The following is a 23,939-nucleotide window of genomic DNA, read 5'->3' as shown; positions in this document are numbered from 1 at the left end:
TCCGCGCCGGTCGAACGGCCGGTGCCGACCCGCTCAGCGGGACGCCACCGGCCGCGGAACTAGAATACGTACTAGCCTCCCGGCGGACGTTCCCCACACCGACCGGAGGCTCCGATGAACGCTGACCTGTCCCTGGCGGGCCGCACCGCCGTCGTCACCGGCGCGGGCGCCGGGCTGGGCCGCTGCGAGGCCCTCGCCCTGGCCGCGCGGGGCGCCAACGTCGTCGTCAACGACATGGGCCCGGCCGCCGAGGAGGTCGTCGCCGAGATCAAGCAGGCGGGCGGGCAGGCCGTCGCCGTGACCGGCGACGTCGGCGACTGGTCGATGGGCGACACGCTGGTGTCGGCCGCCGTCGACACGTTCGGCTCCCTGGACGTCCTGGTCAACAACGCGGGCGTGCTGCGCGACAAGATGCTGTTCAACCTGTCGGAGTCGGACTGGGACGACGTCATGCACGTCCACCTGAAGGGCCACGCGTCGGTGTCGCGGGCCGCCGCCGTGCACTGGCGGGCCGCCAGCAAGGCCGCGGGCGGCCCGGTCTACGGACGGGTGGTCAACACCGCGTCCGAGGCGTTCCTGTTCGGGTCGGCGGGCCAGCCGAACTACTCGGCGGCCAAGGCCGGCATCGTCGCGCTGACGCTGTCGACGGCGGCGGGCCTCGGCCGGTACGGGGTGCGCGCCAACGCGATCTGCCCCCGCGCCCGGACGGCGATGACCGAGGCGACGTTCGCGGAGGGCACCTCCCCCGGCGGGCTGGACTCCATGGCTCCCGAGCGGGTCGGGACGTTCGTCGGCTACCTCGCGTCCCCGACGGCGGAAAAGATCAGCGGGCAGGTGTTCGTCGTCTACGGCGACATGGTCGCGCTGATGGCCGCGCCGACCGTGGAGCACAAGTTCACCGCGGCGGACGGCGTCTTCTCCGTCGAGGAGCTCGGCGAGCAGGTCACCCCGTACTTCGAGGGCCGCGAGCCGCACCGGACCTACGCCGCCTACAGCGTCGCCGCGCTCGACGACACGGGCACCAGCAAGCACTGAGGCGCGACCAGGGCGCAGAAGACGGCCGCTCCCGCCGAGGCGGGGGCGGCCGTCCGCGTTCAGAACGTGTCCGGGCCGCGCAGGGTCGCTTCGGCACCGCCGTCCACGTAGACGACCTGGCCGGTCATGTGGGTGTTGGCCGGGGAGATCAGCCAGCGCAGCGCCTCCGCGATCACCTCGGGCCCGGCGTAGCCGTTCAGCGGCATCGGGACGGCCTCGTTCATCACCTTGAGCATCGCCTCGTCCTCGAACAGCGGCGCGCTCATCGGGGTCTTGACGACGCCCGGCGCGACCGCGTTGAGCGGGATGCCCTCGCCCGCCCACTCCGGGGTGACGCACGCCCGGCGCATCCACCGGGCCAGCGCCGCCTTCGACGACGGGTAGGTCCTGCTGCCCGCGCCCGCCGCGACGGCCTTCGCCGCCGCCTCCAGCGCGGCGGGCTCGTCCCCGGCCAGGCAGTCCCGGACGATCTCGTCGTCCGCGGGGTGCGTGCCCGCGATCGACCCGACGACGGCGGCGCGCGGGGCCTCCGCCCGGGCCAGCGCGGGACGCAGGCCCTCCATCAGCGCGACGACGCCGAAGTAGTTGACCTTGACGGGCAGCTCGGTGAAGTCGCTGACCCCGGCGCAGGCGACGGCGGCGTCCAGGGTGCCGCCGCACAGGTCCAGGACCTGCGCGACCGCCCGCGACCGTCCCTCGGCGCCGCCGAGGTCGGCGCACACGTCGGCGTCGCGCAGGTCGACCCCGATGACCGTGTCGCCCTGCTCCCGTAGCAGCCCGGCGAGCGTCTTCCCGATGCCGGACGCCGTCCCGCTGACGGCGATGGTGCGTGCCATGGTGGTCCCTCTCAGGTGTGGGCGCCGCCGTCCACGCGGAGGTCGGCGCCGGTGAAGTAGGCGGCGTCGGACGAGGCGGCGAACGCGATCGCGGCGGCGATGTGCTCGGGCTCGGCCGCGCCGTAGTAGGAGCGGATCTTGGAGAAGTAGGTGAGGTCCAGGCCGCCGGGGAACATGTCCGGCGCCCTGGTCAGCGGGGTGTCGACGGCGCCCGGGGAGATCGGCACGACGCGGATGCGGCGTGCGGCCAGTTCGGCGGCCAGGCTGAGGGAGAACGCCAGCACGGCGCCCTTGGACGCCGAGTACGCCGTCATGAACGGGTTGCCCTGCGTCGCCGACAGCGAGGCGGTGTTGACGATCACGCCGGTGCGGTCGGGGAGGTGCTTGAGGGCCTCGCGGCAGAACAGGGCCGTGCCGACGAGGTTGACGGAGAACATCCGGTGCAGGTCGTCCACCGTGAGGGTCTCGATCGGGGTGGTCTTGTGGACGCCCGCGACGTTGACGAGGACGTCGACGCCGCCGAGCGCGCCGGCCGCGTCCGCCACGGTCGCGATCACGGCCGCCTCGTCGGTGACGTCCGCCACGCGGGTGGCGACGGTGCCGGGACCGCCCGCGGCGGCGGCCGTCTCGGCGAGGCCCCGCTCCGAGACGTCCACGGCGTACACCGCGGCGCCCTCGGCGGCCAGGCGGATCGCGGTCGCCCGTCCGATCCCCGACGCCGCCCCGGTGAGCAGCACTTTCACGCCGTCAAAGCGATTCATGGCGGCACGCTAGCCGCGGCGGCGGGACGCCGCCGGAACGGTCCCGATCACCGGGAGGCGGCGGCCCCGCCGGCCGGGGCGTTCGAGCGGGGCGCGAGCAGCAGCTCGCAGGCCAGGCGGATGTCGCTCTCGACGTCGGCCATGGACGCCCGGCCGTTCAGGCTCGACTGGAGCACGCCGTACCAGCACTGCATCAGCAGCCGGACGAGGGTGACGTCCTGCGCGGTCGGCACCTCGATCCCCACCGCCCGCAGCAGGATCTCCCGGAACGTGCTGTCGATGTGGACGGTGTCGGCGACGGTCGCGACGTGGGCGGTGTTGGACGCGTGCAGCATCGACGTCGACAGGACCGGCTGCGCCATCAGGTGCCGGCTGGCCTGCACCAGCAGGTCGGCGACCGCGTCCTCGGGGCTGGTGCCGGGCGCGGGCTCGGTGACCTGGTCGCGGAGCCGGTCGACCTGCTTGGCCATGACCGCGGTGAACAGGTGGACCTTGGACGGGAAGTACCGGTACAGGGTGCCGATCGCGACCCCGGCGGCCTTCGCGACCTCGTGCATCTGGACGCGTTCGAGGGACTTCTCGGCGCCGATGCGCGACGCGGCGCGCAGGATGCGCTCGCGCCGGTCGTGCTGCTCCGGCGAGCTCGGCTCGGCGGACAGCCTGCCCGCTGCGATCCTCGCCACGGTCCTCCCCCCGTCCTTGCGCGTCCTGATCCTTCCCGTCCTGCCAGGGAAGAATATCCGTGCTCCGGGCCGTGCCCGCGAACGTTCGTACCGGTCAGTGGGACGGGCGGCCCCTGCGCGCCCGGACCGCGCTCTACGGTGTGCCCGCGCCGGGAACCCGAGGTCGGAGGGCATGTCACATGGGACGAGCCGGGTGGGACGACGAGTACGACGTGGTGGTCGCCGGCTCCGGGGCCGGGGCGATGGCGGGCGCGCTCGCCGCCGCGGCGGGCGGGCTGCGCACCGCCGTCCTGGAGAAGACGGGCCTGCTCGGCGGGACGTCCGCGTACTCGGGTGCGGCGATCTGGCTGCCGGGGACGCGGGTGCAGGAGCGCGCCGGGCTCGGCGACTCGACCGAGGGCGCGCGGACGTACCTGCGGGCGCTGCTCGGGGACGACGAGGAGGAACGCCGCGAGGCCTTCCTGGAAACGGCCCCCGAACTGGTGGACTTCCTGGAGAAGGACCCGGCCGTCGAGTTCCGTTTCCAGGCGTTCCCCGACTACTTCGACGCGCCCGGACGCCTGGACATGGGGCGGTCGTTCGTCCCGGTGGAACTTTCGGCCGAGCGGCTCGGGGAGCTGGCGGCGCTCGTCCGCCCCCCGGTCGACCGGGACAGGGCGGGGCGCGGGCACGCGGCGTCCGGGCCGCTGGCGCAGGGCCGGGCGCTGATCGGGCGGCTGCTGCTGGCGATCACCGCGACCGGCGCCGGGGAGATCCGCACGCGGACCGCGCTGACCGACCTGGTCCTCGAGGACGGCCGGGTCACCGGGGTCGCGGCCGAGACCGCGGACGGTCCGGTGCGGCTGCGGGCCAGGCGCGGCGTCCTGCTGGCGGCGGGCGGGTTCGAGTCGTCCACCGCGCTGCGGGCCGAGCGCGGCGTGCCGGGCGGCGCCGGCTGGACGATGGCCCCGGACGGCGCGAACACCGGCGACGCGATCGAGGCCGCCGTCCGGATCGGCGCCTCCACCGGCCTGCTCGACCAGGCGTGGTTCTGCCCCGGCCTCCTCGGCCCGGACGGCCGGCCCGCGTTCACCCTCGGGTTCCGCGGCGGGCTGGTCGTGGACGCCTCGGGCCGCCGGTTCGCCAACGAGTCCCTCCCCTACGACCGGATGGGCCGGCGGATGGCCGCCGCGCAGGGACCGTTCCATCTGGTCTGGGACTCGCGGGCGGACGGCCTGCCCGCGATCTCCGTCCCGCCGCTGCGGGCCGAGGACCAGCTCGCGTCGGGCGCCTGGGTCCAGGCGGACGCCCTGCCCGAGCTGGCCGAGATGACCGGGCTCCCGGCGGACGCGCTCGCCGCGACGGTCGAGCGGTTCAACGGCTTCGCCGCCAAGGGCGCCGACGAGGACTTCCACCGCGGCGAGGACGCCTACGACCTGTACTTCTCCGGCGGCGGGCCGTGCGTCGTGCCGGTCGACCGGCCGCCCTACCTCGCGGCGCGGGTCGTCCTGAGCGACCTCGGGACGAAGGGCGGGCTGCGCGCCGACGCCGACGCCCGCGTCCTTACCGGCTCGGGCCGTCCCGTCCCCGGGCTCTACGCCGCCGGCAACACCAGCGCCTCGTTCACGGGCCCCGTCTACCCGGGGCCCGGCGTGCCGATCGGGTCGGCCATGGCCTTCGCCTACCGCGCCGTCCAGGACATCAGGAGGAACCACACGTGAGATCAACGGGAAGGGTCGCCGTCGCGGCCGCCGCGTGCGCCGCGGCGGCCGCCCTCGCCGCCCCCGCGCAGGCCGCCCCGGCGAAGCGCGGGACGCTGCTCGACAGCCGGCCGCTGACGAACCTGGCGGCGCTGCCGAGCGCGGCGAAGAACCGGTTCGTCACCTACGCCTCCGAGGGCGTGGGCGGGAAGCGGATCACGGTCACGGGCACCGTCGCCGTTCCGAAGGGCACCCCGCCGCCCGGCGGCTGGCCGGTGCTGAGCTGGGCGCACGGCACCACCGGGACCGCCGACGCCTGCGCTCCCTCCGCCGACGCCCCGGGCGGCCCGGTGCGCGACTACCTGTCGCTCACCGAGGCGTACCTGGACAAGTGGGTGGCGAACGGCTTCGCGGTCGTCCAGACCGACTACGAGGGACTCGGCACGCCCGGCGGGCACCCGTACATGAACGGGGCCAGCGAGGCCAACACCGTCACCGACATCGTCCGGGCCGCCCGCAAGGCGGACCGCCGCATCGGACGCGACTGGTTCGTCGCCGGCCACAGCCAGGGCGGCCAGGCGACGCTCTACACGGCGGCGGCGAAGCAGAAGCCCCGCGACATCCGGCTCAGGGGCGCCGTGGCGATCGCGCCCGGCTCGAACATGAGCCAGACCGCGCAGTACGTGAAGGCGCGGTACCCGGGCGCCGAGGTGGCGCTGCCGTTCCTGTTCGTGCTGCTCAACGGCGCGCACGCGGCCGACCCGGCCTTCGTCCCCGAGGACCTGCTGACCGACGACGCAGCCGCCGTCGCCAGGGCGGGCCGGACGAACGCGTGCCTTCTCCAGCTCAAGCAGTTCAGCAAGGACCTGCCGCTGGACAAGGTGTTCCGCCCGGACGCCGACCTGACGCGCTTCGAGGCCTACTACGACTCGCAGGAGGCGCTCGGCCTGACCCTGAAGGTCCCGACGCTGGTCGCCCAGGGCACCGCCGACCGCGAGGTCTCCCCCGCCGCGACGCAGAACATCGTCAACGATCTGTGCAAGCGCTACGGAACCGTCTCGTACCGGACGTTCGAGGGCGCCGACCACAGGGGCAGCATCGACGCCTCGTTCGCGACGGCGCTGAAGTTCGCCCAGGCCGTCCGCGGAGGCGAGACCCCGTCCACGAACTGCTGACCTGGCCCGTGTGGTCCCGTCCGCGGGTGGACGGGGCCACACCCGTGGTATCGATTTGACCCTTTCCGTGCCCCTTTCGGGTGGTGCCGACGATCCTTCGGACGCTACATGTAGTAACTGATCAGCTACGTAAAGCGACCGATCGTCGGAAAGGGAAGAAGATGACCATGTCAGGGCTCACCCGGACCTGCGCCGTCCTCGCCGGAGCGGCGATGGTGGTCGGGACCGCGCTCCCCGCGCAGGCCGCGACGCCGGCGGTAGTGCACCACAAGACCTACGAGAACACCCTCACCGCGATGCACGGCGAGGCCATGGCGCACGCGAGCTACCACTTCTACGGCGAGCAGGCCGGCTACGAGCACCTGCCCAAGGTGCGCGCCCTGTTCATGAAGACCGCGAACACCGAGCTCCACGACCACTTCACCAAGGAGGCGCGCCTCATCCACTTCGTCCGCGACGACGCCGCCAACCTGCGCGAGAGCATCAAGGGCGAGATCGAAGAGGGCACGCAGATGTACCCGCGGTTCGCCAAGGAGGCGCGGGAGGACAAGGACTACAACGCCGCCCGCCTCTTCACCGAGATCGCGGCGGACGAGTTGAAGCACGCCCGCTACTTCGCGAAGGCGCTGTACGCCATCGAGCACCACCGCGGGGAGATCCCCGAGGGGCCCACCCCCGACCCCGTCAAGGTCGTCGCGGGCAAGCCCAAGGTGCACTCGGCGAGGACGCTCCGCAACCTGGAGACCGCGATGCACGGCGAGGCGTTCGCGAACGCCAAGTACACGCTCTACGGCGAGCACGCCAAGGCCCGCAGCCCGAAGCTGGCCCGGCTGTTCGAGCGCACCGCCGCGGTCGAGCTGACCGAGCACTTCGCCGGGGAGGCCGACCTCGCCGGCTTCGTCCACCGCACCAAGGAGAACCTGCGCAAGAGCATCGCCGGTGAGACCTACGAGGCCACGCAGATGTACCCGAGCTTCGCCCGCACCGCCCGCGCCGAGCACGCCTACAAGGCCGCGCGCCTCTTCACCGAGATCGCCGGCGACGAGGCCGCGCACGCCCGCGCGTTCAAGCGCGCCCTCAAGCACCTTCACCACCACCATCACATGGCGCGCGCGGACTCCTGACCCCACGCCACGCGGCGCTCCTTTCGGGAGCCGCCGGGAATCCGCGGCCGTTCCCCGACCGGTTCGGGGGGCGGCCGCCTCTTTCGGTTCCCTGTCCTTCGTCGGCGCATCGCCCGTCGAACCGGATGCGCCGGTCCGGTGGTCAGACGAGGTTGTCCTCCACCTTGAGGCCGAACTCGCCCCGGCCGTACATGGAGAGGGCGTGCTCGACGTCGTTGGCGACGTGGACGCTGCCGGCGTGGGCGTCGCGCCAGGCGCGTTCGATGACGTTGCCGCGGTGCAGCGAGTTGCCGCCGGCGGTCTTGAAGAGGATGTCGATGGCCTCGATGGCGCGCTCGGTGCCGCGGACCTGGTCGCGGCGGGCGCGCAGGCGCAGCTCCATCGGGATCTTCTCGTTGCGGACGGCGTACTCGTGGATCTCGCGGACGTTGCGGTCGGTCTGCAGGACCGCGGCGTCGATCTCCGAGGCGGCGCGGGCGACGGCGACCTGGGCGAACTGGTCCTCGACGAAGCGGCCGCCGCCGAGGCTGAGGCGGATCCGGTCGCGCATCCGGGTCACGTACAGGTCGTGGCAGCCGGCCGCCATGCCGATGACGCTGGCGGCGACCGTGCTGGTGAAGATCGTCCCGAAGGGCATCCGGTAGAGCGGGCCCGTGTTGACCTTGCGGCCGGGATTGCGGAGCTGGGCCTGCTCGAAGTTGCGCATCGCGCGGTGGGAAGGGACGAACGCCTTCTCCACCACGATGTCGTCGCTGGCGGTGCCGCGCAGCCCCATCGAGTCCCAGACCTCGGCGATCTCGTAGTCGCGCCGGGGGACGAGCACCGTCATGAAGTCGACCGGGCGGCCCTCGGCGCCGACGACGAGCGCGCCGAGCAGGGCCCAGGAGGCGAACTCGCAGCCGGACGAGAACGACCAGCGCCCGGTCACCTCGTAGCCGCCGTCGACGGGGGTGAGGCGGCCGATCGGCGCGTAGGAGGAGGCGATGAGGGTGTCCGGGCCGGCGCCCCACACCTCGCGCTGCGCCTCGTCGGCGAACAGGCCGAGGTGCCAGGAGTGGACGCCGAGGACCGCGGCGACCCAGCCGGTCGAGCCGCAGGCGCCGGAGACCGCGCGGATCACCTCGTAGAAGGCGACCGGGTCGCCCTCGGCGCCGCCGTACCGGGTGGGCTGGAGCATCCGGAACACCCCGGCGGCGGTCAGCTCCCGGATCGTCTCGGCGGGGATGCGTCCCTTCTCGTCCACGGACCGGGCCCGCTCGGCGATGCCGGGCAGCAGTCCGCGCACCGCGTCCAGGACCTCGTTGCTCATCCCCGCTCCTTCCCTAGTACGGCCATTGCAGGAGACCATGGTCCCCTGCCGGCGCGGGGACGGGCGTCCCGCCCACCGGGACTCGGCGGTCGGGACGGTGACCTGCGACCTAACGTTCGAATCACCCGTCCATCGCTGAAGGGATGATCCACGTGACCGCAACCGAGTCGGACGCCGTCCGCGCCATCGAGGCGGAGGCGATCACCCGCCGTTTCGCCCGGGGTTGGCACTGCCTCGGGCTGGCCGAGAAGTTCCGGGACGGCAAGCCCCACACGGTGACCGCGTTCGGGCAGAAGCTCGTGGTGTTCACCGGTGAGGACGGCACGACGAACGTCCTGGACGCCTACTGCCGGCACATGGGCGGCGACCTGTCCCAGGGCACCGTCAAGGGCAACGCGATCGCGTGCCCGTTCCACGACTGGCGCTGGGGCGGCGACGGCCGCTGCAAGCAGATCCCCTACGCGCGCCGCGTCCCGCTGCGGGCCCGCACGGCCGCGTGGCCGACGATGGAGCAGGACGGCCTGCTGTTCGTCTGGAACGACCCGGAGGGCAGGAAGCCGCCGGAGGACGTGACGATCCCGGTGATCGAGGGCGCCACCCGCGACGACTGGACCGACTGGCGCTGGACGGAGACGGTCGTCCACACCAACGCGCGCGAGGTCATCGACAACGTCGTGGACATGGCGCACTTCTTCTACATCCACAAGTCGTTCCCGACGTACTTCAAGAACATCTTCGAGGGCCAGGTGGCCACGCAGATCATGAAGGGCCGGACGCGGGAGGACGCGCGCCGCGAGGGCGGCGGGGGCGGGCCGAAGATGCTCGGCAACACCTCCGTGGCGTCCTACCACGGCCCCTCCTTCATGATCGACGAGCTGACGTACCACTACGAGGGGTACGACCTGCACTCCGTCCTGATCAACTGCCACTACCCGATCGACGAGAACTCGTTCTCGCTGCACTCGGGCATCATCGTGCAGCACAGCGACGCGCTCCCGGCCGACGCCGCCGAGGCGACCGCGCAGAAGCTGTCGGACTTCATCCTGACGGGCTTCGAGCAGGACATCGAGATCTGGCGGAACAAGACCCGCATCGACAACCCGCTGCTCTGCGAGGAGGACGGGCCCGTCTACCAGCTGCGCCGCTGGTACGAGCAGTTCTACGTGGACGCCGACGACGTCACGCCGGAGATGACCGACCGGTTCGAGTACGAGATCGACACGACCCGTCCGGTGGAGTCCTGGCAGAAGGAGGTCGACGCGAACATGGCCGCCCGGGAGGCCGAGGGGGCGTCGGCGTGACGACCCGCCAGGACGAGCGCCTCCTCGACGGGCCGCTGCTGCCGGTCCGCTGCCGCCGCTGCGCCGCCGAGGTGATGGTGCGCAAGTCGAGCTGGGAGCAGACGAGCATCCAGTGGAACGCCGAGGCCCGGGAGGCGTGCACGGGTCTGGACGACCCGCACGCGACCTGCCCGGCGCTGCGCTCGGCGATCCAGGAGGCCGCGCTCAACGGCGCGATCACGGTGGTCGAGTGACGGGCGGACGGCTGGCCGGGCGGGTCGCGGTCGTGACCGGCGCGGGCGACGGGATCGGGCGCGGCGTCGCCCGCCGGTTCGCCGCCGAGGGGGCCCGCGTGCTGGTGGCCGAGCTCGACCCGGAGTCCGGGGAGCGGGTCGCCGCGGAGATCGGGGCGAACGCCCGGTTCGTCCGGACGGACGTCACCGACAGGGCGCAGGTCCACGCGATGGTGGACGCGGCGGTCGGCACGTGGGGCTCCGTGGACGTCCTGGTCAACAACGCCTGGGGCGCCGGGACGGTGAGCCGGGTGGAGACCAAGACCGACGAGCAGCTCGCGCGCGGGTTCGCGATGGGCTACTACGGCCCGCTGTGGGCGATGCAGGCCGCGTTCCCGCACATGAAGGCCCGCGGGTGGGGGCGCGTCGTCAACATGTGCTCGCTGAACGGCGTCAACGCCCACATGGGGACCCTGGAGTACAACTCGGCCAAGGAGGCCCTCCGGGCGCTGACCCGCACGGCCGCCCGCGAGTGGGCGCCGGCCGGCGTCGTCGTCAACGCGATCTGCCCGGGCGCCAAGAGCGCGGCGTTCCGCCGGATGGCGGCCGCGCACCCGGAGATCGAGGCGGCCGCCGACCGCGCCAACCCGATGGGCCGCCTCGGCGACCCGGAGACCGACATCGCCCCCGTGGCGGTGTTCCTGGCGTCAGAGGACGCCCGCTACCTGACCGGAAACACCCTGTTCGCGGACGGCGGCTCGCACATCAACGGCGTCGCCTGGACCCCGGACCTGGACGGAGAGCAATGATCGACCGATACGGCCCGTGGGCCGTCATCGCGGGCGGCTCGGAGGGCGTCGGCTCGGCCTTCGCGCACCGCCTCGCCGACGCGGGCCTCAACCTCGTGCTGATCGCGCGCAAGCCGGGACCGCTGGCGGAGGCGGCCGAGGCCGTCCGCGCGAAGGGCGTCGAGGTGCGCACCCTCGAACTGGACCTGGTCGCCCCGGACCCGCTCAAGGCGATCCGCGAGGTGACCGACGGCCTGGACGTCGGGCTGCTGGTCTTCAACGCGGGCGCGAACAGCTACGGCCACGAGTTCGTCACCGGCGACCTGGACCGCTTCCAGGGCGTCATCGACCTCAACATCACCGCCCAGCTCGCGCTGACGCACCACTTCGGCGCGCTGATGAAGGAGCGGGGGCGCGGCGGCATCCTGCTGGTCGGCTCCCTCGCCGGCTACATGGGGCAGCCGCAGATCAGCATCTACTCGGCGGTGAAGGCGTTCGGCCGCGTCTTCGCCGAGGGGCTGTGGCTGGAGATGCGCGAGCACGGCGTGGACGTCCTGGAACTGGTCCTCGGCGTGACCCGCACCCCGGCGATGGAGCGCGCCGGCCTGAACATGGACATGCCGGGCCTGAACGTCGCCGAGCCCGACGACGTCGCGCGCGAGGGCCTCGAACACCTGGCGGACGGCCCGGTCTGGGTCGCGGGCGGCAACTACGACATGGCCCGCAAACGGGCCGGTTTCCCCCGCGAGAAGCTCGTCGCCGGGGCCCACGCCGCGATGAAGCGCATGCTTCCGAAGCCGTCCTGACACGCTCCGCGGCCGGCGTCCGGTAGGCGTGGAGCATGTCCGTTCACCATGCCCGCGCCCCGGTCGCCGGTCTCTCCCTCTCAGGCTGAGCCGCGGGGGACGTAGGAGCCGTCGCAATGCTCGTAGACGGGGCCGGTGGCGTCGCGGCCCTCGGTGCGGAGGACGCGCTTGACGACCTTGTTGGTCGGGGTGCGGGGCAGGGCCTCCACCACGCGGACGTAGCGCGGGGTCCACTTCGTGCCGAGGTCCGGCTGGGCGGCCAGGAAGGCGGTGAAGGCGGACGGGTCGAAGGCGCGGCCCGGGGCCAGGGTGACGGCCGCCATCACCTGGTCGCCCACGCGGTCGTCCGGGACGGCGTAGACGGCGACGTCGGTGAAGGGCTCGAAGCGGGCCAGGAGGCGCTCGACCGGGGCGGCGGCGAAGTTCTCGCCGTCCACGCGCAGCCAGTCGTCGTCGCGCCCGGCGAAGTACCAGTAGCCGTCGGCGTCGCGGTAGGCGAGGTCGCCCGACCAGGTCCAGCCGTTGCGGACGCGCCGCGCCGTCGCCTCGGGGTTGTTGTAGTAGCCCTCGAACTTGGCGGCGCCCATCGTGTCGACGATCTCGCCGATGGCCTCGTCGGCGTTGAGGAGCAGCCCGTTCGCGTCGAACTCGGCGCGCGGGCACTCGCGCAGGGTCTCGGGGTCCATCACGACGGTGCCCGCCTCGGCGACGCCCAGCGAGCCGGGCGGCGTGCCCGGGACGCGGTTGAGGCGGATCTCGCCCTCGCTCGACCCGTAGGAGTCGATCACGGTGCAGCCGAAGCGGCGGGCGAACGCGTCGATGTCGCGCTGCGCCGCCTCGTTGCCGAACGCGATGCGGAGCGTGTTGTCGGCGTCGTCCGGCTTCTCCGGGACGGCCAGGATGTAGCTGAGGGGCTTGCCGACGTAGTTGAAGAACGTGACGCCGTGGCGGCGCACATCCGGCAGGAACCCCGAGGCCGAGAACCGGCGGCGCAGCACGATGCGGCCGCCGGCGGCGACGGCGGGCGCGATCCCGGCCATCAGCGCGTTGGAGTGGAACATCGGCATGACCACGTAGAACACGTCGTCGCACGTGAGGCGGCGCCGGTCGCGCTGCTGGACGGCGATCCGGCCCAGCCTGCGCTGCGTGCAGATCACCGCCTTGGGCGCGGACGTCGTCCCCGACGTGAACACCAGCGAGAAGACCGTGTCGGGGTCCACCGGGGCGGGGGCGGCGAGGCGGGCGGAGGCCAGCCGCTCCGCGTACGCGGCGGTGTCGACCGCCAGGGACGGGACCCGCGTGAGGCCGTCGAGCAGCGGCGCGCGGGACGCCTCGGTGACCAGCAGCGCGCAGTCGGTGTGGGTGATGTCGCGGGCCAGTTCGGCGCCCCGCCGCGTCGGGTTCAGCTCCACGACGGGGACGCCGGCGAGGGCCGCGCCCAGCAGCCAGAACAGGTGCTCGGGGCCGTTCTCCAGGAACAGGCCGACGTGGCCGGGCAGGTCCCGGACGAGGGAGGCCCGCCGCAGGGACTCCGCGACGACCTCCCGCCAGGTCCAGGAGCGGTCCTCGAAGCACAGGCCCGTCCGGTCGTCGCCGCCGCGCGCCGCCACCAGTTCCGCGAACGCGGTCTCGCGGGCGGGACGGTCGTCGCCCAGCACGGCGGTCCTGCCGGGCACGGTCCTCTTCTCGTCCTGCATGCGACCCTGGCCTCTCTCGTCTAGGCGCGGTGCGGGCGGTTCGTCCAGCCCTGGTCGTCGGCGCGGACGAACCAGCCGGACGCGGCGAGCGTGCCGCCGTCGACGGGGATCGTGTGGCCGGTGACGAACCGGGCGTCGTCGGAGGCGAGGAACGCGACGACGGCGGCGTAGTCGCCGGGGTCGCCGAAGCGGGCGAGCGGGACCCAGGTGTGCTCCAGGCCCTCGTCGTAGCCGCGCCGCATCCACGCCGCGGGGGTCTGCTCGGTGTCGGCGAGGTCGGGGGCGATCGCGTTGACGCGGACGCCGTGCCGGCCGACCGCGACGGCGAGGCTGCGCGTGAACGCCGAGACGCCCGCGTTGAACGCCGAGTACACCGGGTGCTGCGGGATGCCGCGGAACGCCTCGACCGTCGAGTTGTTGACGATGCTGCCCGCGCGCCGGTCGATCATGGCTGGCAGCAGCGCGTGGGTCAGCTTGAAGACGTGCAGGAGGTTCAGCTCGTAGAGGCGCTGCCACTGGCCGGGCGTGCTGTCCTGGAACGACGCGGCGGCGGGGCGGAAGTCGCCGACGTTGTTGACCAGGACGTCGGCGCCGCCGTGGGCGAGGGCGGCCGCCGCGACGTCCGCGACGGTCGCGTCCTCGACGATGTCTCCGGCGACCGTGACGCAGCGGCCCCCGGCGGCCTCGATGGCGGCGCGGGCGCGTTCGGCGGCGTCCGCGTCGATGTCGTTGAGGATCACCAGGTCGCCGCCCGCGGCGAGGCGGCGGGAGATCGCGCCGCCGATGCCGAGGGCCCCGCCGGTCACGACGCTGACCCGTGAGGTCTCAGCCACGGCGCCGCCTCCGGACGGGCCGGGTCTCGATGGAGTCGATCCGCTGCTCGCGCCGCGCGAACCGCCACGTCCCGCCGTCCAGCCGGTAGGCGTCGGTGTAGCGGCAGTGCCACACCAGGTCCCGGGCGGCGCCGTCCTCGCGGTCGCTCAGATGGTGGGCGACGCAGGCGATCTCGCCGGTGGCGGTGCCGGGCTCGGGTCCCGCGTCGAACACCTCCCCGGCGAGGGCGTGGAAGGTGACCGGGACGCCGTGCAGCGCCCCCAGGGTCGCGGCGATCTCGGCGCGCCCGGTGAAGGTCCGCACGGGGTCGAGCTCGCCGGGGGCGTCGGGCAGGACGAGGACCGCGTCCGGCGCGAACAGGCCCGCCATGGCGTCGATCTCGCGGCGGTCGGCGTGCAGCGCGTACCGGGCGACGAGGTCGCCGAGCGCGAGCCGGCCGGCGGCTTCGAGCGTCATGATCCCGAAAGGCCCAGACGCTCCGCGCAGGCGGACAGCTCGTCCACGGCCTCGCCGAGGTCCGCCGTCACGGTCCCGCGCAGGACGAGCCGGTCCGCGCCGAGGGCGGCCAGCTTCTCCGCCTTCTCCGGCGTGACCGCCGACAGCGAGTGGCCGAGGGTGAGTTCGAGGGCGTCCGGGTCGCGGCCGCTCCTGCCGGCCTCCTCCCGCATCAGCGCCACCAGGCCGCGCAGCTCGTCCCCCGCCACGCCGAGCGGCTGGAGGCCGTCGCCGTAGCGGCCCGCGCGGCGCGCGGCGGCCCTGGAGTGGCCGCCGATGTGGATCGGGATCCCGCCCTCCTGGACGGGTTTGGGGTAGCTCATCGCACCCTCGAACCGGAAGAACTCCCCGTCGTGGGACGCTCCCCCGGGCGCGGTGTCGTCCCACAGCATGCGCAGCACCCGGAGCTGCTCGTCGCCGCGGCGGCCGCGCGTCTCGAAGTCGGCGCCGCACGCCTCGATCTCCTCGCGCATCCAGCCCATGCCGACGACGAGCCGCAGCCGCCCGCCCGACAGCGCGTCGACCGTGGCGAGCCGCTTGGCCAGCACCACCGGGTGGTGGTTCGGCAGGACGAGCACGCCGGTGGCGAGCCCGATCCGCCCCGTCCGGCCGGCGAGGAACGCCAGCAGGTCCAGCGGGTCGGGGATGTCCAGGTCGTCGGCCAGCTCCATCCGCCCCGAACTGTCGTACGGGTAGACGCTTGAGTAGCCGCTCGCCACCACCGCGTGCTCGACCGCGCCGACCGACTCGAAGCCGCAGGCCTCCGCGTGCCGGGCGTACTCGCCGATCCACGCGGGATCGGCGGTGACGCCCGCCGCCACGGGAAGCAGGACGGCGTACTTCATTCGGTCGCCTCCCGGTTCTCGGACGCGGCGGCGGCGCGCCCGGCACGGCGGCCGAAGAACGTGCCGTCGCCGAGGGACGTCCCGCTGATGTAGCCCTCGCCGTGGATGCCGGACGCGGTGCGCCCGGCGGCGTACAGGCCGGGGATCGGCTCACCGGAGTGGTTGCGGACCTCGCCGTCCACGGTGGTGTCGAGGCCGCCGAGGGTGAACCCGCCCGCGCCGGTCCCGGCGCCGTGCCCGCCGGCGCCGAAGAACCCGTCGGCCGGGTCGATCGCCGCGAACGGCCCCTTCAGGGGGCGCAGCCACCTGGGGTCCTTGTGGAAGTAGGGGTCCTCGCCCCGCTCCGCGAACCGGTTGTAGGTCTCGACGGTCGCCTCCAGCGAACCGGGCGGCAGGCCGAGCGGCTCCTCCAGCTCCGCGACCGTCTCCGCCGCGTGCTTGGGGCGGACGCCCCACATGTCGGCCTCGGCGATCTCGTCGTGCCCGGCCTCGTCGATGATCGCCCAGTAGGGGCCGGGCTGGTGCTGGACGGCCCGGTGGCTGAACAGGCCCGGGTAGACGTCCTCGTTGATGAACCGGCGGCCGAGGCCGTCGACGAGCATGCCGCGGCAGATGACGGCGGGGTTGGCGGTGAGCGCGATCTCCACCGACGCCATGCGGCGGGTCGCGGCGCCGAGCGCGGTCGCCATCCGGATGCCGGACCCGTCGCTGGTGCCGTCGCTGACCTTGTCGTGCCCGAGCAGCACCGGGGCGTGGTCGGCGAGCATCTCCTCGTTGTCGACGAACCCGCCGGAGGTCAGGACGACGCCCCTGCGCGCCCGGTACACCACCCGGTCGCCGAACCTGCGCGCGACGACGCCGGTGACACGGCCGGCGGCGTCCACGACGAGGTTCGTGGCGCAGGTGTCCTGGTGGGCGACGGCGCCCGCCCCGGCGGCGGCCGCGATCAGCTTCTCCATGAGGATGCCGCCGGCGAACATCGGCGTCTCCGGGCGGTGCCCGCGCGGCGCGGGCCGGGCGATCTCGTTGTACGGCCAGGCGTTCTCGCCGAGCCACATCAGGCCGTCCTCGGTGTACGGCATCCAGCCCGGCGCGTCGAACAGGCTCTCCCTGAACGGGACGCCGAGCGAGCGGAACCACTCGAAGTGCTCCACGCTCCCGTCGCAGTACAGCCGCAGCTTCTCCGCGTCGGCGTGCGGGCCCAGCGCCGCCGTGAGGAAGGCGAACATGTCGTCGGGAGTGTCGTCGAAGCCGCACGCCTTCTGCACCCGCGTGCCGCCGCCGAGGTACAGCTCCCCGCCCGACTGCGCGGACGTCCCGCCGGGGCCGCTCGACCGTTCCAGGACGAGCACGTCCGCGCCACCCGCCGCGGCCTCGTACGCCGCGGCGGCGCCGGCGGCGCCGAAGCCGACCACCAGCACGTCGCACTCGTGGTCGGGCTCCGCCTCCGCGGCGCCGACCGGTTCCACCGAGGGCCTCGCCATCGGCGTCAGCCCTTCTTCGGCGGGACGAAGGCGGCCAGCGGCTCGGACCCGGACCAGTCGTGGCCCCAGTAGCTGTCCCTGGTGATCTCCTCGGCGGTGTAGTACGCCTCGTCCACGAGCATGCCCTCGCAGCCGTACTCGACGTCCCAGCCGCCGGGGGCGCGCACGTAGAACGACACCATCTTGTCGTTGGTGTGGCGGCCCAGCGTGGAGGAGATCGAGAAGCCCTTCTTCGTGATGGTGTCGAGCGCGATGCCGACCGCGTCGAGCGTGTCGACCTCCACCATGAGGTGGACGAGGCCCGGGTCGCCGTCGAACGGCGCCGGGCAGATCGCGATGCTGTGGTGGCGCTGGTTGACGCCCATGAACCTGACCTTCGCGGCGCCGCCGCCGACCTTCATCGCGCCGCGCGGCAGGAACCCGAGGACCTCGGCGTAGAACGCGACGGTCTCGTTGAAGTTCGGGGTGGGCAGCACGACGTGGCCCATGCCCATGGGGCCGGTCACGAACTTCTGCGCGAAGCCGGTGCGCAGGGGGCCGTGGTCGAGGAGCGGGCCCCAGAACACCTCGACGGGGGTACCGCCCGGGTCGGTGAACGCGATGGCCTCCTCCGCGTCGCGCTCGGCCGCCTCCTTGGACGTCAGCTTCGTCACGGCCGTCCCGGACTTCTCCACGGCCTCGCGGACGGCGGCCAGCGCGTACTGGTCGCGGACCTCCCAGCCGACGGCCAGCACCCGGTCGGTGTCGCCGGGCAGCACCTGGAGGCGCGAGCGTCGCTCGTCCATGCGCAGGTAGAGGCCGTCCGGGTCCGGTCCGCTCCCCTCGGCGAAGCCGAGCCCGTCCAGGGCGAACTCGCGCCAGCGGTCGATGTGCCGGGTCTGGACCTTCAGATATCCCAGCCCTCGGATCTGCGTCACTGTCCTCGGTCCCTTCTGGATAGCGGCCCGCGCGGCGGCCGTCGAGGCTCAACCTGCCAAATCCCGGGGCGGGCCGCCGGGCCCTTCCCGCTGAGTGAGAGTCTTCCTGCGGCGGGCGGACGGCGGCGGCTCTCATCTCCGGAGGAGGTCTGATGACGACGAACAGGCCGGTCGCGATGGTGACCGGGGCGAGCCGGGGCATCGGCAGGCGGACGGCGCTCGCGCTGGCCGCCGCCGGGTACGACGTCGCGTTCACCGCGCGCACGGTCGAGGAGGGCCGGGGCCGGATACCGCCGCGCCACGGGCGGGCGGAGCCGATCCCCGTCCCGGGCAGCCTGGAACGCACCGGAGCGGAGATCGAGGCGCTCGGCGCGCGGGCCCTGCCGGTGCGGATGGACCTGCTCGACCGGGCGAGCGTGACGGCCGCCGCCGGGACGGTCCTGGACGCGTGGGGGCGCGTGGACGTCCTCGTCAACAACGCGGTCGCGCACATCGCGGGCACCCACGAGCGGTTCCTCGACCTCGACCCGGAGGTGGCGGCGCGGACCGTCACCGGCAACTACCTGAACCAGATCGTCCTGCTCCAGGCCGTCCTGCCCGCGATGCTGGAGCGGGGCGGCGGGACGATCGTCAACCTGTGCTCGGGGTCGGCGACCACCGACCCGCCCGGACCGCCCGGCGAGGGCGGCTGGGGCGTGGCGTACTCGGCGTCCAAGGCGGCGTTCGGGCGCCTCGCCGGCGCGGTCAACGCCGAGTACCGCGCCGCCGGCGTCCGCGCGTTCAACCTCGACCCCGGATTCGTCGTCACCGAGGCGGGCGCGGCGCGCGGCGGCCTCGACAGCCTGAAGGACGAGGGGTTCGAGCCGACGCCGGAGGAGGCGCCTGCGGCGGCCGTGGTCTGGCTGGTCACCGACCCGGCAGCGGAGGAGTACCTGGGCCGGGTCGTCTGGACGCCCAGGCTCGTCGCCGACCTCGGCCTGCTCGCCTAGGAGCGGGCCGGGCCCGGTTGGAACGCGGCGTGCCGGGTGGTGGAGGCGCCCACTCCCCCGGCACGCCGCGAGTCCGCGGGGCTCAGATCATCGACCGCATCGGGCCCTGCGGCGGCTCGATGTCCAGGTCCGTCAGGGCGGAGACGTGGTAGACCGAGCCCGGGACGTGGATGGCGTGGGCGAGGCCGACGTGCGCGTCCCGCCAGAACCGCTGGATCGGGTTGTCGCTGCGCATCGCGTTGCCGCCGGACCGCACGACGATCTCGTTCATCGCCTGCACCGCCCGCCACGCCGCGCGGACCTGGGTGCGGCGCCCGGCGGCGCGCTCGGCGAACGTCGGCACGTGCCCCGCGGCGACCATGTCGTACATGCGCGAGCAGTTGTCGAGCAGCGCCGTGCGGGACGTCTTGATCTCCTCGGCCGCCTCGCTGATCGCGTACAGCACGTACGGGTCGTCCTTGATCTTCGTGCCGGTGATCTGGACGCGGTTGCGCTGGTAGGCCAGGTGGTGGTGCAGGGCGCCCTCGGCGATGCCGATCACGGCGGAGGAGATGCCGAGCGGGAACACGCAGGAGAACGGCATCAGGTAGGACGGGTTGGTCAGCCCCGCCTCGCGCGGCGCCGAACCGTCCACGACCTTGGAGTACTCCAGCGTCCGGTACGCCGGGACGAACGCGTCCCTGACGATGATGTCCTTGCTTCCGGTGCCCTTGAGCCCGGCGACGTCCCAGGAGTCCTCGACGATCTCGTAGTCCGAGCGCGGCAGGATCATGTGCAGCGACCGCGGCGGCTGCGCCATCTTGCCCTCGTCGTCGCCCAGCATCGCGCCGAGGAAGATCCAGTCGCAGTGGTCGGTGCCGGAGGAGAACTGCCAGCGGCCGTTGAAGACGTAGCCGCCGTCCACCGGCCGGGCGATGCCCATCGGCGCGTACGGGGAGGCGATCCAGGTGTCGGGGTCCTCGCCCCAGATCTCCTCGCGCACCTTCGGGTCGGCGTAGGCCATCTCCCACGGGTGGACACCGACGATGCCGGCGACCCAGCCGGTGGAGCCGTCCAGGGAGGCGATCCCCATCACAGTCTCGGCGAACTCGCGGGGGTGGACCTCCAGGCCGCCGTGCGCCTCCGGCTGGAGCAGCCGGATCGCGCCCGAGTCCTTGAGGATCTTCGCCGCCTCGTCGTCGAGCCGGCCGAGCGCCTCGTTGGCCGGGCCGAGCTCGCGGATCTGCTCCGCCCTCTCCATGATCGTGTCAAGCACGCGGTCAGCCATCGCCTGTCTCCCGTATGTTTCGTCAGCCGTCGTAGGTGATCTTCAGCCGGTCGGTGACCGGCCTCGCCTGACAGGCGAGGATGAGGCCGTCGGCGAGATCCTGCTCGTCGAGGACCGTGTTGGCGTCCAGGGTGACCTCGCCCTCCAGCGCCACGCAGGCGCACGCCGAGCAGGAACCCTCCCGGCAGGAGAACGGCGCGTCGACCCCGGCGCGCAGCAGCGCGTCGAGGAGCCGCTCGGACCTGCGCCAGGCGACCGTGCGGGTCTCGCCGTCCAGCTCGACCTCGATCTCGCCGGCGTCGCCGTTCTCCGCCTCCGCCTCGTCCGGGGCGGCCTCGGGCTCCTCGAACGGATCGCCCTCCAGCGAGAAGAACCGCTCGGCGTGCACCTTCGCGCCGAGGCCGGTGAGCGTCCCGGAGACCAGGTCCATGAAGATCTCGGGCCCGCACACGTACGCGGGACGCCCCGCGTAGGGGCCCGCCAGCGACCGGACGGCGGCGGCCGTCGGCAGGCCCTGCACCGACTCCAGCAGGTGGACGACGGTGAGCCGGTCCGGGTGCCGCTCGGTCAGCTCCCTCAGCTCGTCGGCGAAGATCACGGACCGCTCGTCCCGGTTGGCGTACAGCAGCGCCACCTTCGCGGAGCCGCCCGCCAGGCACGACTTGAGGATCGACATGACCGGGGTGATGCCGCTGCCGCCCGCGACGAGCAGCAGGTCCTCGTCGAGCGAGGGCGGGGTGAACGTGCCCGCCGGGCGCAGCACCTCCAGGACGTCGCCCGCCGTGACGTTGTCGCAGATCCAGTTGGATCCGACCCCGCCCGCGACCCGCTTGACCGTCACCTTCGGCCGGTCGTCGGTGAGCGGCGAGCTGCACAGCGAGTAGCAGCGCGCGGCCCAGCCGCCCTCGGCCGGGACCCGGACGGTGAGGAACTGCCCGGGCCGGTAGGCGAACCGCTCCCGGCCGCCCTCGACGGGTTCGAGGACGAGGGAGTGCGCGTCGGCCGTCTCCCGGACGACCTCCACCACCCGCGCCTTCAGTGCCGTCATGAGCGTCCCGCGGCCTTCCCGGCGGACCCCCCGGTGCCGGCCCGCCCGGCGGCGTGCCGGGCGGCGATGTAGCCGAACACGATCGCCGGGCCGATCGTGGCGCCCGGGCCCGCGTACTCGTTGCCCATCACCGACGCCGAGGAGTTGCCCGTCACGTACAGGCCCTCGATGACCGTCCCGTCCCCGCGCAGGACGCGGGCGTGCTCGTCGGAGACGAGGCCGCCCTTGGTGCCGAGGTCGCCGACCTCCATCCGGAACGCGTGGTACGGCCCGCCCTCGATCTCGTCCAGGTTCGGGTTCTTCAGGTTCGGGTCGCCGTAGTAGCGGTCGTAGGCGGAGTCGCCGCGGCCGAACTCGGGGTCCTTGCCGTCGCGCGCGTACCGGTTGAACGTCTCGACGGTCTCGCCGAGCGCGTCCGCCGGGACGCCGATCTTGCCGGCCAGCTCGGCGAGCGTGTCCGCCTTGAACGCGATGCCCGCCTCGTAGAACGCCTTCGGGATCGGCGCGCCCGGCAGGATCTGCGCGAACGGGTAGCGGGCCCGGGCCTTGGCGTCCATCACGAACCAGCAGGGGACGTGCCCGCCCTCCAGCTGGTCGTGGACGAAGTTGACGTACGGGGCCGACTCGTTGGTGAACCGCTTGCCGTCCTGGCCCACGATCACCGACCGCGGGATGCAGCGCTCCGACAGCAGCGGGATCGTCGCCCCGGCCGGGTGCCGGACGGCGGGCATCCACCAGGCGTCGTCCATCAGGTCCAGCGCCGCGCCGACGCTCTCACCGGCGCGGATGCCGTCGCCGGTGTTCTCGCGGGCGCCCATCGCGAAGTCCTCCTGGCCGCCCTTCGGCAGGTAGGCGTCGCGCATCTCCTGGTTGTGGTCGAAGCCGCCCGTCGCGAGCAGGACGCCCCGGCGCCCGCGGACGCGCAGCGCCTCGCCGTCGCGCCGGACGACGACGCCGGTGACGCGGCCGTCCTCGACGACGAGCTCGGTCATGGGGGTCTTCAGCCAGAGCGGGATCCCGGCGTCCTTCAGCGCCATCCGCATCCGCGCGGCGAGCGCCCGGCCGCCGGTCGCCATGTGGCGGCGGCGGACCATGTTGGACGACACGCGCCACGCCGCGACCAGCGACGCGCGCCGGCCCGTCCAGGTGCGCTTGGCCATCGCGAGGTCGTGGTAGTCCTTCGCGGTGATCCACAGGCCGAGCGGGCCCTTCATGCTGTTCGGCCGCTGGAACCGCTCGTCGTCGCCGAGCTTGCGGGTGTCGAACGGCTTGGCCTCGATGGACCGGCCGAGCGGGCGCCCGCCCTCGTACTCGGGGTGGTAGTCGGCGTAGCCCTTCGTCCAGAAGAACTGCATCCACCTGCTGCGGCAGAGCAGCTCCATGGCGGCGGGCCCGTTGTCGACGAACGCGTCCAGCCGCGCCGCGGGGACGCGCCCCTCGGTGAGCCGGTCCAGGTAGCGGCGGATCGACTCGCGGCTGTCGTCGTGGCCGCGCGCCTTCAGCGTCGGGTTGTTGGGGATCCAGATGCCGCCGCCGGAGATCGCGGTGGAGCCGCCGAACTTCTTGCCCTTCTCCACGATCAGCGTGGAGAGCCCCTCGTCGTGCGCGGCCAGCGCCGCGGCCATCCCGCCGCCGCCGCTGCCGACGATGACGAGGTCGTACTCGTGGTCCCAGCCGCCCGCTCGCTCCCGGCCGTTCGCCGCCTGGTCGCTCACCGCTCGTCCTTCCGGGTCAGGAACGCCAGCACGGCGCTCTCCCAGGCGGACTTCTGCTCGATCATCACCCAGTGCCCGCAGTTCGGGAAGATGTTCACCTGGACGTTCGGGATCGTGCGCATCGGCACGAGCATCATGTCGACGGGGCTGACCCGGTCGTCCCGGCCCCAGGTGATCAGCGTCTCGGCCTTGAGCCTGTGGAGCATCGCCCAGTAGGGCGGCTCGTCGGAGGCCGCCATCGCCTTCGCGCGGGCCGCCATCGCCTTCGACCCGTACATGCGGCGCGCGCTGGCGAGGGTGCCCGGGTCGGTGGCCTGCTTCCAGCGCTCCTCGATCATCTCCTCGGTGACGATCCGCGGGTCGTACACCATCGAGTTCAGCCACCGGACGAGGCCCTCGCGGGTCGGGTCGTCGGTGAACTCCGCCAGCAGCCTGATCCCCTCGCCGGGCGCGGGGCTGAAGACGTTGCGCCCGATCCCGCCGATGGTGACCAGCCGCCGGACGCGCTCGGGATGCCGCAGTGCCACCTGCGTCGCGACGATGCCGCCCATGGAGTTGCCGATGACGTCGACCTGGTCGAGGCCGAGGCCGTCCAGGAACCGCACGACGGCTCCGCCGGCGGCCATCATCGGGTGCTCGTCGGTGGGGTCGCTGACCCCGAAGCCGGGGAACTCCAGGACCAGGCAGCGGAAGTGCTCGGCGAACCGGGCGAGGTTGCCGCGGTAGTTGCGCCAGCCGGTGACGCCGGGACCGGAGCCGTGCAGCAGCAGCAGCGGCGGGCCCTCGCCGGCCTCGTGGTAGCGCAGGACGCCCTGGTCGGTGGCGAGCTCGCGCAACGTCGACTCGTAGGTCAGCTCCGCAGGCATGATCTCCCAGTCCTTCGACGGTGGCTTGTCCGGAACGTAATCGGCGGGACGGCGTGGTCAGGCGGTGGATCCC

General features: G+C 73.2%; 23 protein-coding genes. 9 read left to right on the top strand and 14 right to left on the bottom strand.

Annotated features, from left to right (window positions below; genetic code table 11):
- Window positions 1-114: 114 nt before the first annotated feature.
- Window positions 115-1,035, top strand: a complete 921-nt coding sequence (locus tag BJY14_RS29740) for a 3-oxoacyl-ACP reductase (protein ID WP_179846630.1) — start codon at window positions 115-117, stop codon at window positions 1,033-1,035.
- 59 nt (window positions 1,036-1,094) lie between these two features.
- Here the strand turns inward: BJY14_RS29740 and BJY14_RS29735 are convergent, their stop codons facing one another.
- The 3 genes from BJY14_RS29735 to BJY14_RS45750 are packed head-to-tail and all read right to left on the bottom strand — an operon-like array spanning window position 1,095 to window position 3,315.
- Entirely contained in the window at window positions 1,095-1,871 is a 777-nt protein-coding gene (locus BJY14_RS29735) for an SDR family oxidoreductase (protein ID WP_179846629.1), read from the bottom strand.
- Between the two features lie 11 nt (window positions 1,872-1,882).
- Entirely contained in the window at window positions 1,883-2,632 is a 750-nt protein-coding gene (locus BJY14_RS29730) for an SDR family NAD(P)-dependent oxidoreductase (protein ID WP_179846628.1), read from the bottom strand.
- A 47-nt stretch (window positions 2,633-2,679) separates the two neighbouring features.
- Window positions 2,680-3,315 (bottom strand): TetR/AcrR family transcriptional regulator, encoded by a 636-nt coding sequence (locus BJY14_RS45750; protein ID WP_179846627.1) that lies wholly within the window; start codon window positions 3,313-3,315, stop codon window positions 2,680-2,682.
- Window positions 3,316-3,494: 179 nt separating this feature from the next.
- Between BJY14_RS45750 and BJY14_RS29720 the strand changes: the two genes are divergently transcribed.
- The 3 genes from BJY14_RS29720 (at window position 3,495) to BJY14_RS29710 (ending at window position 7,293) form a co-directional block, all read left to right on the top strand.
- Window positions 3,495-5,015, top strand: coding sequence for an FAD-dependent oxidoreductase (locus tag BJY14_RS29720; RefSeq protein WP_179846626.1), 1,521 nt, complete (start codon window positions 3,495-3,497; stop codon window positions 5,013-5,015).
- Entirely contained in the window at window positions 5,012-6,169 is a 1,158-nt protein-coding gene (locus BJY14_RS29715) for an alpha/beta hydrolase family protein (RefSeq protein ID WP_179846625.1), read from the top strand. The genes BJY14_RS29720 and BJY14_RS29715 overlap by 4 nt, the downstream gene beginning before the upstream one ends.
- Window positions 6,170-6,336: 167 nt before the next feature.
- On the top strand, window positions 6,337-7,293 hold the full coding sequence (locus BJY14_RS29710) for a ferritin family protein (protein WP_218905633.1): 957 nt from the start codon (window positions 6,337-6,339) through the stop codon (window positions 7,291-7,293).
- A gap of 142 nt (window positions 7,294-7,435) precedes the next feature.
- Here the strand turns inward: BJY14_RS29710 and hsaA are convergent, their stop codons facing one another.
- Window positions 7,436-8,602 (bottom strand): 3-hydroxy-9,10-secoandrosta-1,3,5(10)-triene-9,17-dione monooxygenase oxygenase subunit, encoded by a 1,167-nt coding sequence (hsaA, locus tag BJY14_RS29705; protein WP_179846624.1) that lies wholly within the window; start codon window positions 8,600-8,602, stop codon window positions 7,436-7,438.
- Between the two features lie 143 nt (window positions 8,603-8,745).
- Here hsaA and BJY14_RS29700 point away from each other — a divergent pair, with 143 nt between their 5' ends.
- From BJY14_RS29700 to BJY14_RS29685, 4 genes are read left to right on the top strand one after another with little or no spacing between them, the layout of a single operon-like run.
- The gene (locus tag BJY14_RS29700) at window positions 8,746-9,903 is read left to right on the top strand and encodes a 3-ketosteroid-9-alpha-monooxygenase, oxygenase component (protein WP_179846623.1); all 1,158 of its coding nucleotides are present in this window, start codon (window positions 8,746-8,748) and stop codon (window positions 9,901-9,903) included.
- On the top strand, window positions 9,900-10,136 hold the full coding sequence (locus tag BJY14_RS29695) for a ferredoxin (RefSeq protein ID WP_179846622.1): 237 nt from the start codon (window positions 9,900-9,902) through the stop codon (window positions 10,134-10,136). Before BJY14_RS29700 ends, BJY14_RS29695 begins: the two co-directional genes overlap by 4 nt.
- Window positions 10,133-10,924, top strand: a complete 792-nt coding sequence (locus BJY14_RS29690) for an SDR family NAD(P)-dependent oxidoreductase (RefSeq protein WP_179846621.1) — start codon at window positions 10,133-10,135, stop codon at window positions 10,922-10,924. The genes BJY14_RS29695 and BJY14_RS29690 overlap by 4 nt, the downstream gene beginning before the upstream one ends.
- Window positions 10,921-11,709: an SDR family NAD(P)-dependent oxidoreductase gene (locus BJY14_RS29685; RefSeq protein ID WP_179846620.1), complete on the top strand. Its 789-nt coding sequence runs from the start codon at window positions 10,921-10,923 to the stop codon at window positions 11,707-11,709. Before BJY14_RS29690 ends, BJY14_RS29685 begins: the two co-directional genes overlap by 4 nt.
- Window positions 11,710-11,789: 80 nt before the next feature.
- Here the strand turns inward: BJY14_RS29685 and BJY14_RS29680 are convergent, their stop codons facing one another.
- Genes BJY14_RS29680 through BJY14_RS29655 form a run of 6 tightly spaced genes read right to left on the bottom strand, consistent with a single transcriptional unit; the run spans window position 11,790 to window position 17,981 of the window.
- On the bottom strand, window positions 11,790-13,385 hold the full coding sequence (locus BJY14_RS29680) for an AMP-binding protein (RefSeq protein ID WP_312879469.1): 1,596 nt from the start codon (window positions 13,383-13,385) through the stop codon (window positions 11,790-11,792).
- A gap of 41 nt (window positions 13,386-13,426) precedes the next feature.
- Window positions 13,427-14,239 carry an SDR family NAD(P)-dependent oxidoreductase gene (locus tag BJY14_RS29675; RefSeq protein ID WP_179846618.1) on the bottom strand — a complete coding sequence of 271 codons (813 nt, stop codon included), beginning with the start codon at window positions 14,237-14,239 and terminating at the stop codon, window positions 13,427-13,429.
- Entirely contained in the window at window positions 14,232-14,696 is a 465-nt protein-coding gene (locus BJY14_RS29670; protein WP_179846617.1) for a nuclear transport factor 2 family protein, read from the bottom strand. The genes BJY14_RS29675 and BJY14_RS29670 overlap by 8 nt, the downstream gene beginning before the upstream one ends.
- Entirely contained in the window at window positions 14,693-15,580 is an 888-nt protein-coding gene (locus tag BJY14_RS29665; RefSeq protein ID WP_179846616.1) for an LLM class F420-dependent oxidoreductase, read from the bottom strand. The genes BJY14_RS29670 and BJY14_RS29665 overlap by 4 nt, the downstream gene beginning before the upstream one ends.
- Window positions 15,577-17,064, bottom strand: coding sequence for an FAD-dependent oxidoreductase (locus BJY14_RS29660; protein ID WP_179846615.1), 1,488 nt, complete (start codon window positions 17,062-17,064; stop codon window positions 15,577-15,579). The genes BJY14_RS29665 and BJY14_RS29660 overlap by 4 nt, the downstream gene beginning before the upstream one ends.
- 5 nt (window positions 17,065-17,069) lie before the next feature.
- The gene (locus BJY14_RS29655; RefSeq protein ID WP_179846614.1) at window positions 17,070-17,981 is read right to left on the bottom strand and encodes a VOC family protein; all 912 of its coding nucleotides are present in this window, start codon (window positions 17,979-17,981) and stop codon (window positions 17,070-17,072) included.
- A 152-nt stretch (window positions 17,982-18,133) separates the two neighbouring features.
- Between BJY14_RS29655 and BJY14_RS29650 the strand changes: the two genes are divergently transcribed.
- The gene (locus BJY14_RS29650; protein ID WP_179846613.1) at window positions 18,134-18,970 is read left to right on the top strand and encodes an SDR family NAD(P)-dependent oxidoreductase; all 837 of its coding nucleotides are present in this window, start codon (window positions 18,134-18,136) and stop codon (window positions 18,968-18,970) included.
- An 82-nt stretch (window positions 18,971-19,052) separates the two neighbouring features.
- Here BJY14_RS29650 and BJY14_RS29645 read toward each other — a convergent pair whose 3' ends face one another.
- Genes BJY14_RS29645 through BJY14_RS29630 form a run of 4 tightly spaced genes read right to left on the bottom strand, consistent with a single transcriptional unit; the run spans window position 19,053 to window position 23,866 of the window.
- Window positions 19,053-20,237, bottom strand: coding sequence for an acyl-CoA dehydrogenase family protein (locus tag BJY14_RS29645; RefSeq protein WP_179846612.1), 1,185 nt, complete (start codon window positions 20,235-20,237; stop codon window positions 19,053-19,055).
- A gap of 22 nt (window positions 20,238-20,259) precedes the next feature.
- Complete coding sequence (locus tag BJY14_RS29640) at window positions 20,260-21,285, bottom strand: 2Fe-2S iron-sulfur cluster-binding protein (RefSeq protein WP_179846611.1); 1,026 nt, start codon at window positions 21,283-21,285, stop codon at window positions 20,260-20,262.
- Window positions 21,282-23,000, bottom strand: a complete 1,719-nt coding sequence (locus tag BJY14_RS29635) for an FAD-binding protein (RefSeq protein WP_179846610.1) — start codon at window positions 22,998-23,000, stop codon at window positions 21,282-21,284. Before BJY14_RS29635 ends, BJY14_RS29640 begins: the two co-directional genes overlap by 4 nt.
- Window positions 22,997-23,866 carry an alpha/beta fold hydrolase gene (locus BJY14_RS29630; protein WP_179846609.1) on the bottom strand — a complete coding sequence of 290 codons (870 nt, stop codon included), beginning with the start codon at window positions 23,864-23,866 and terminating at the stop codon, window positions 22,997-22,999. Before BJY14_RS29630 ends, BJY14_RS29635 begins: the two co-directional genes overlap by 4 nt.
- Window positions 23,867-23,939 lie beyond the last annotated feature (73 nt).

The organism is Actinomadura luteofluorescens (assembly GCF_013409365.1).
Classification (GTDB): domain Bacteria; phylum Actinomycetota; class Actinomycetes; order Streptosporangiales; family Streptosporangiaceae; genus Spirillospora; species Spirillospora luteofluorescens.
The sequence above is the reverse complement of the archived record's forward strand: the minus strand, read 5'-3'. Positions and strand labels throughout refer to the sequence as shown.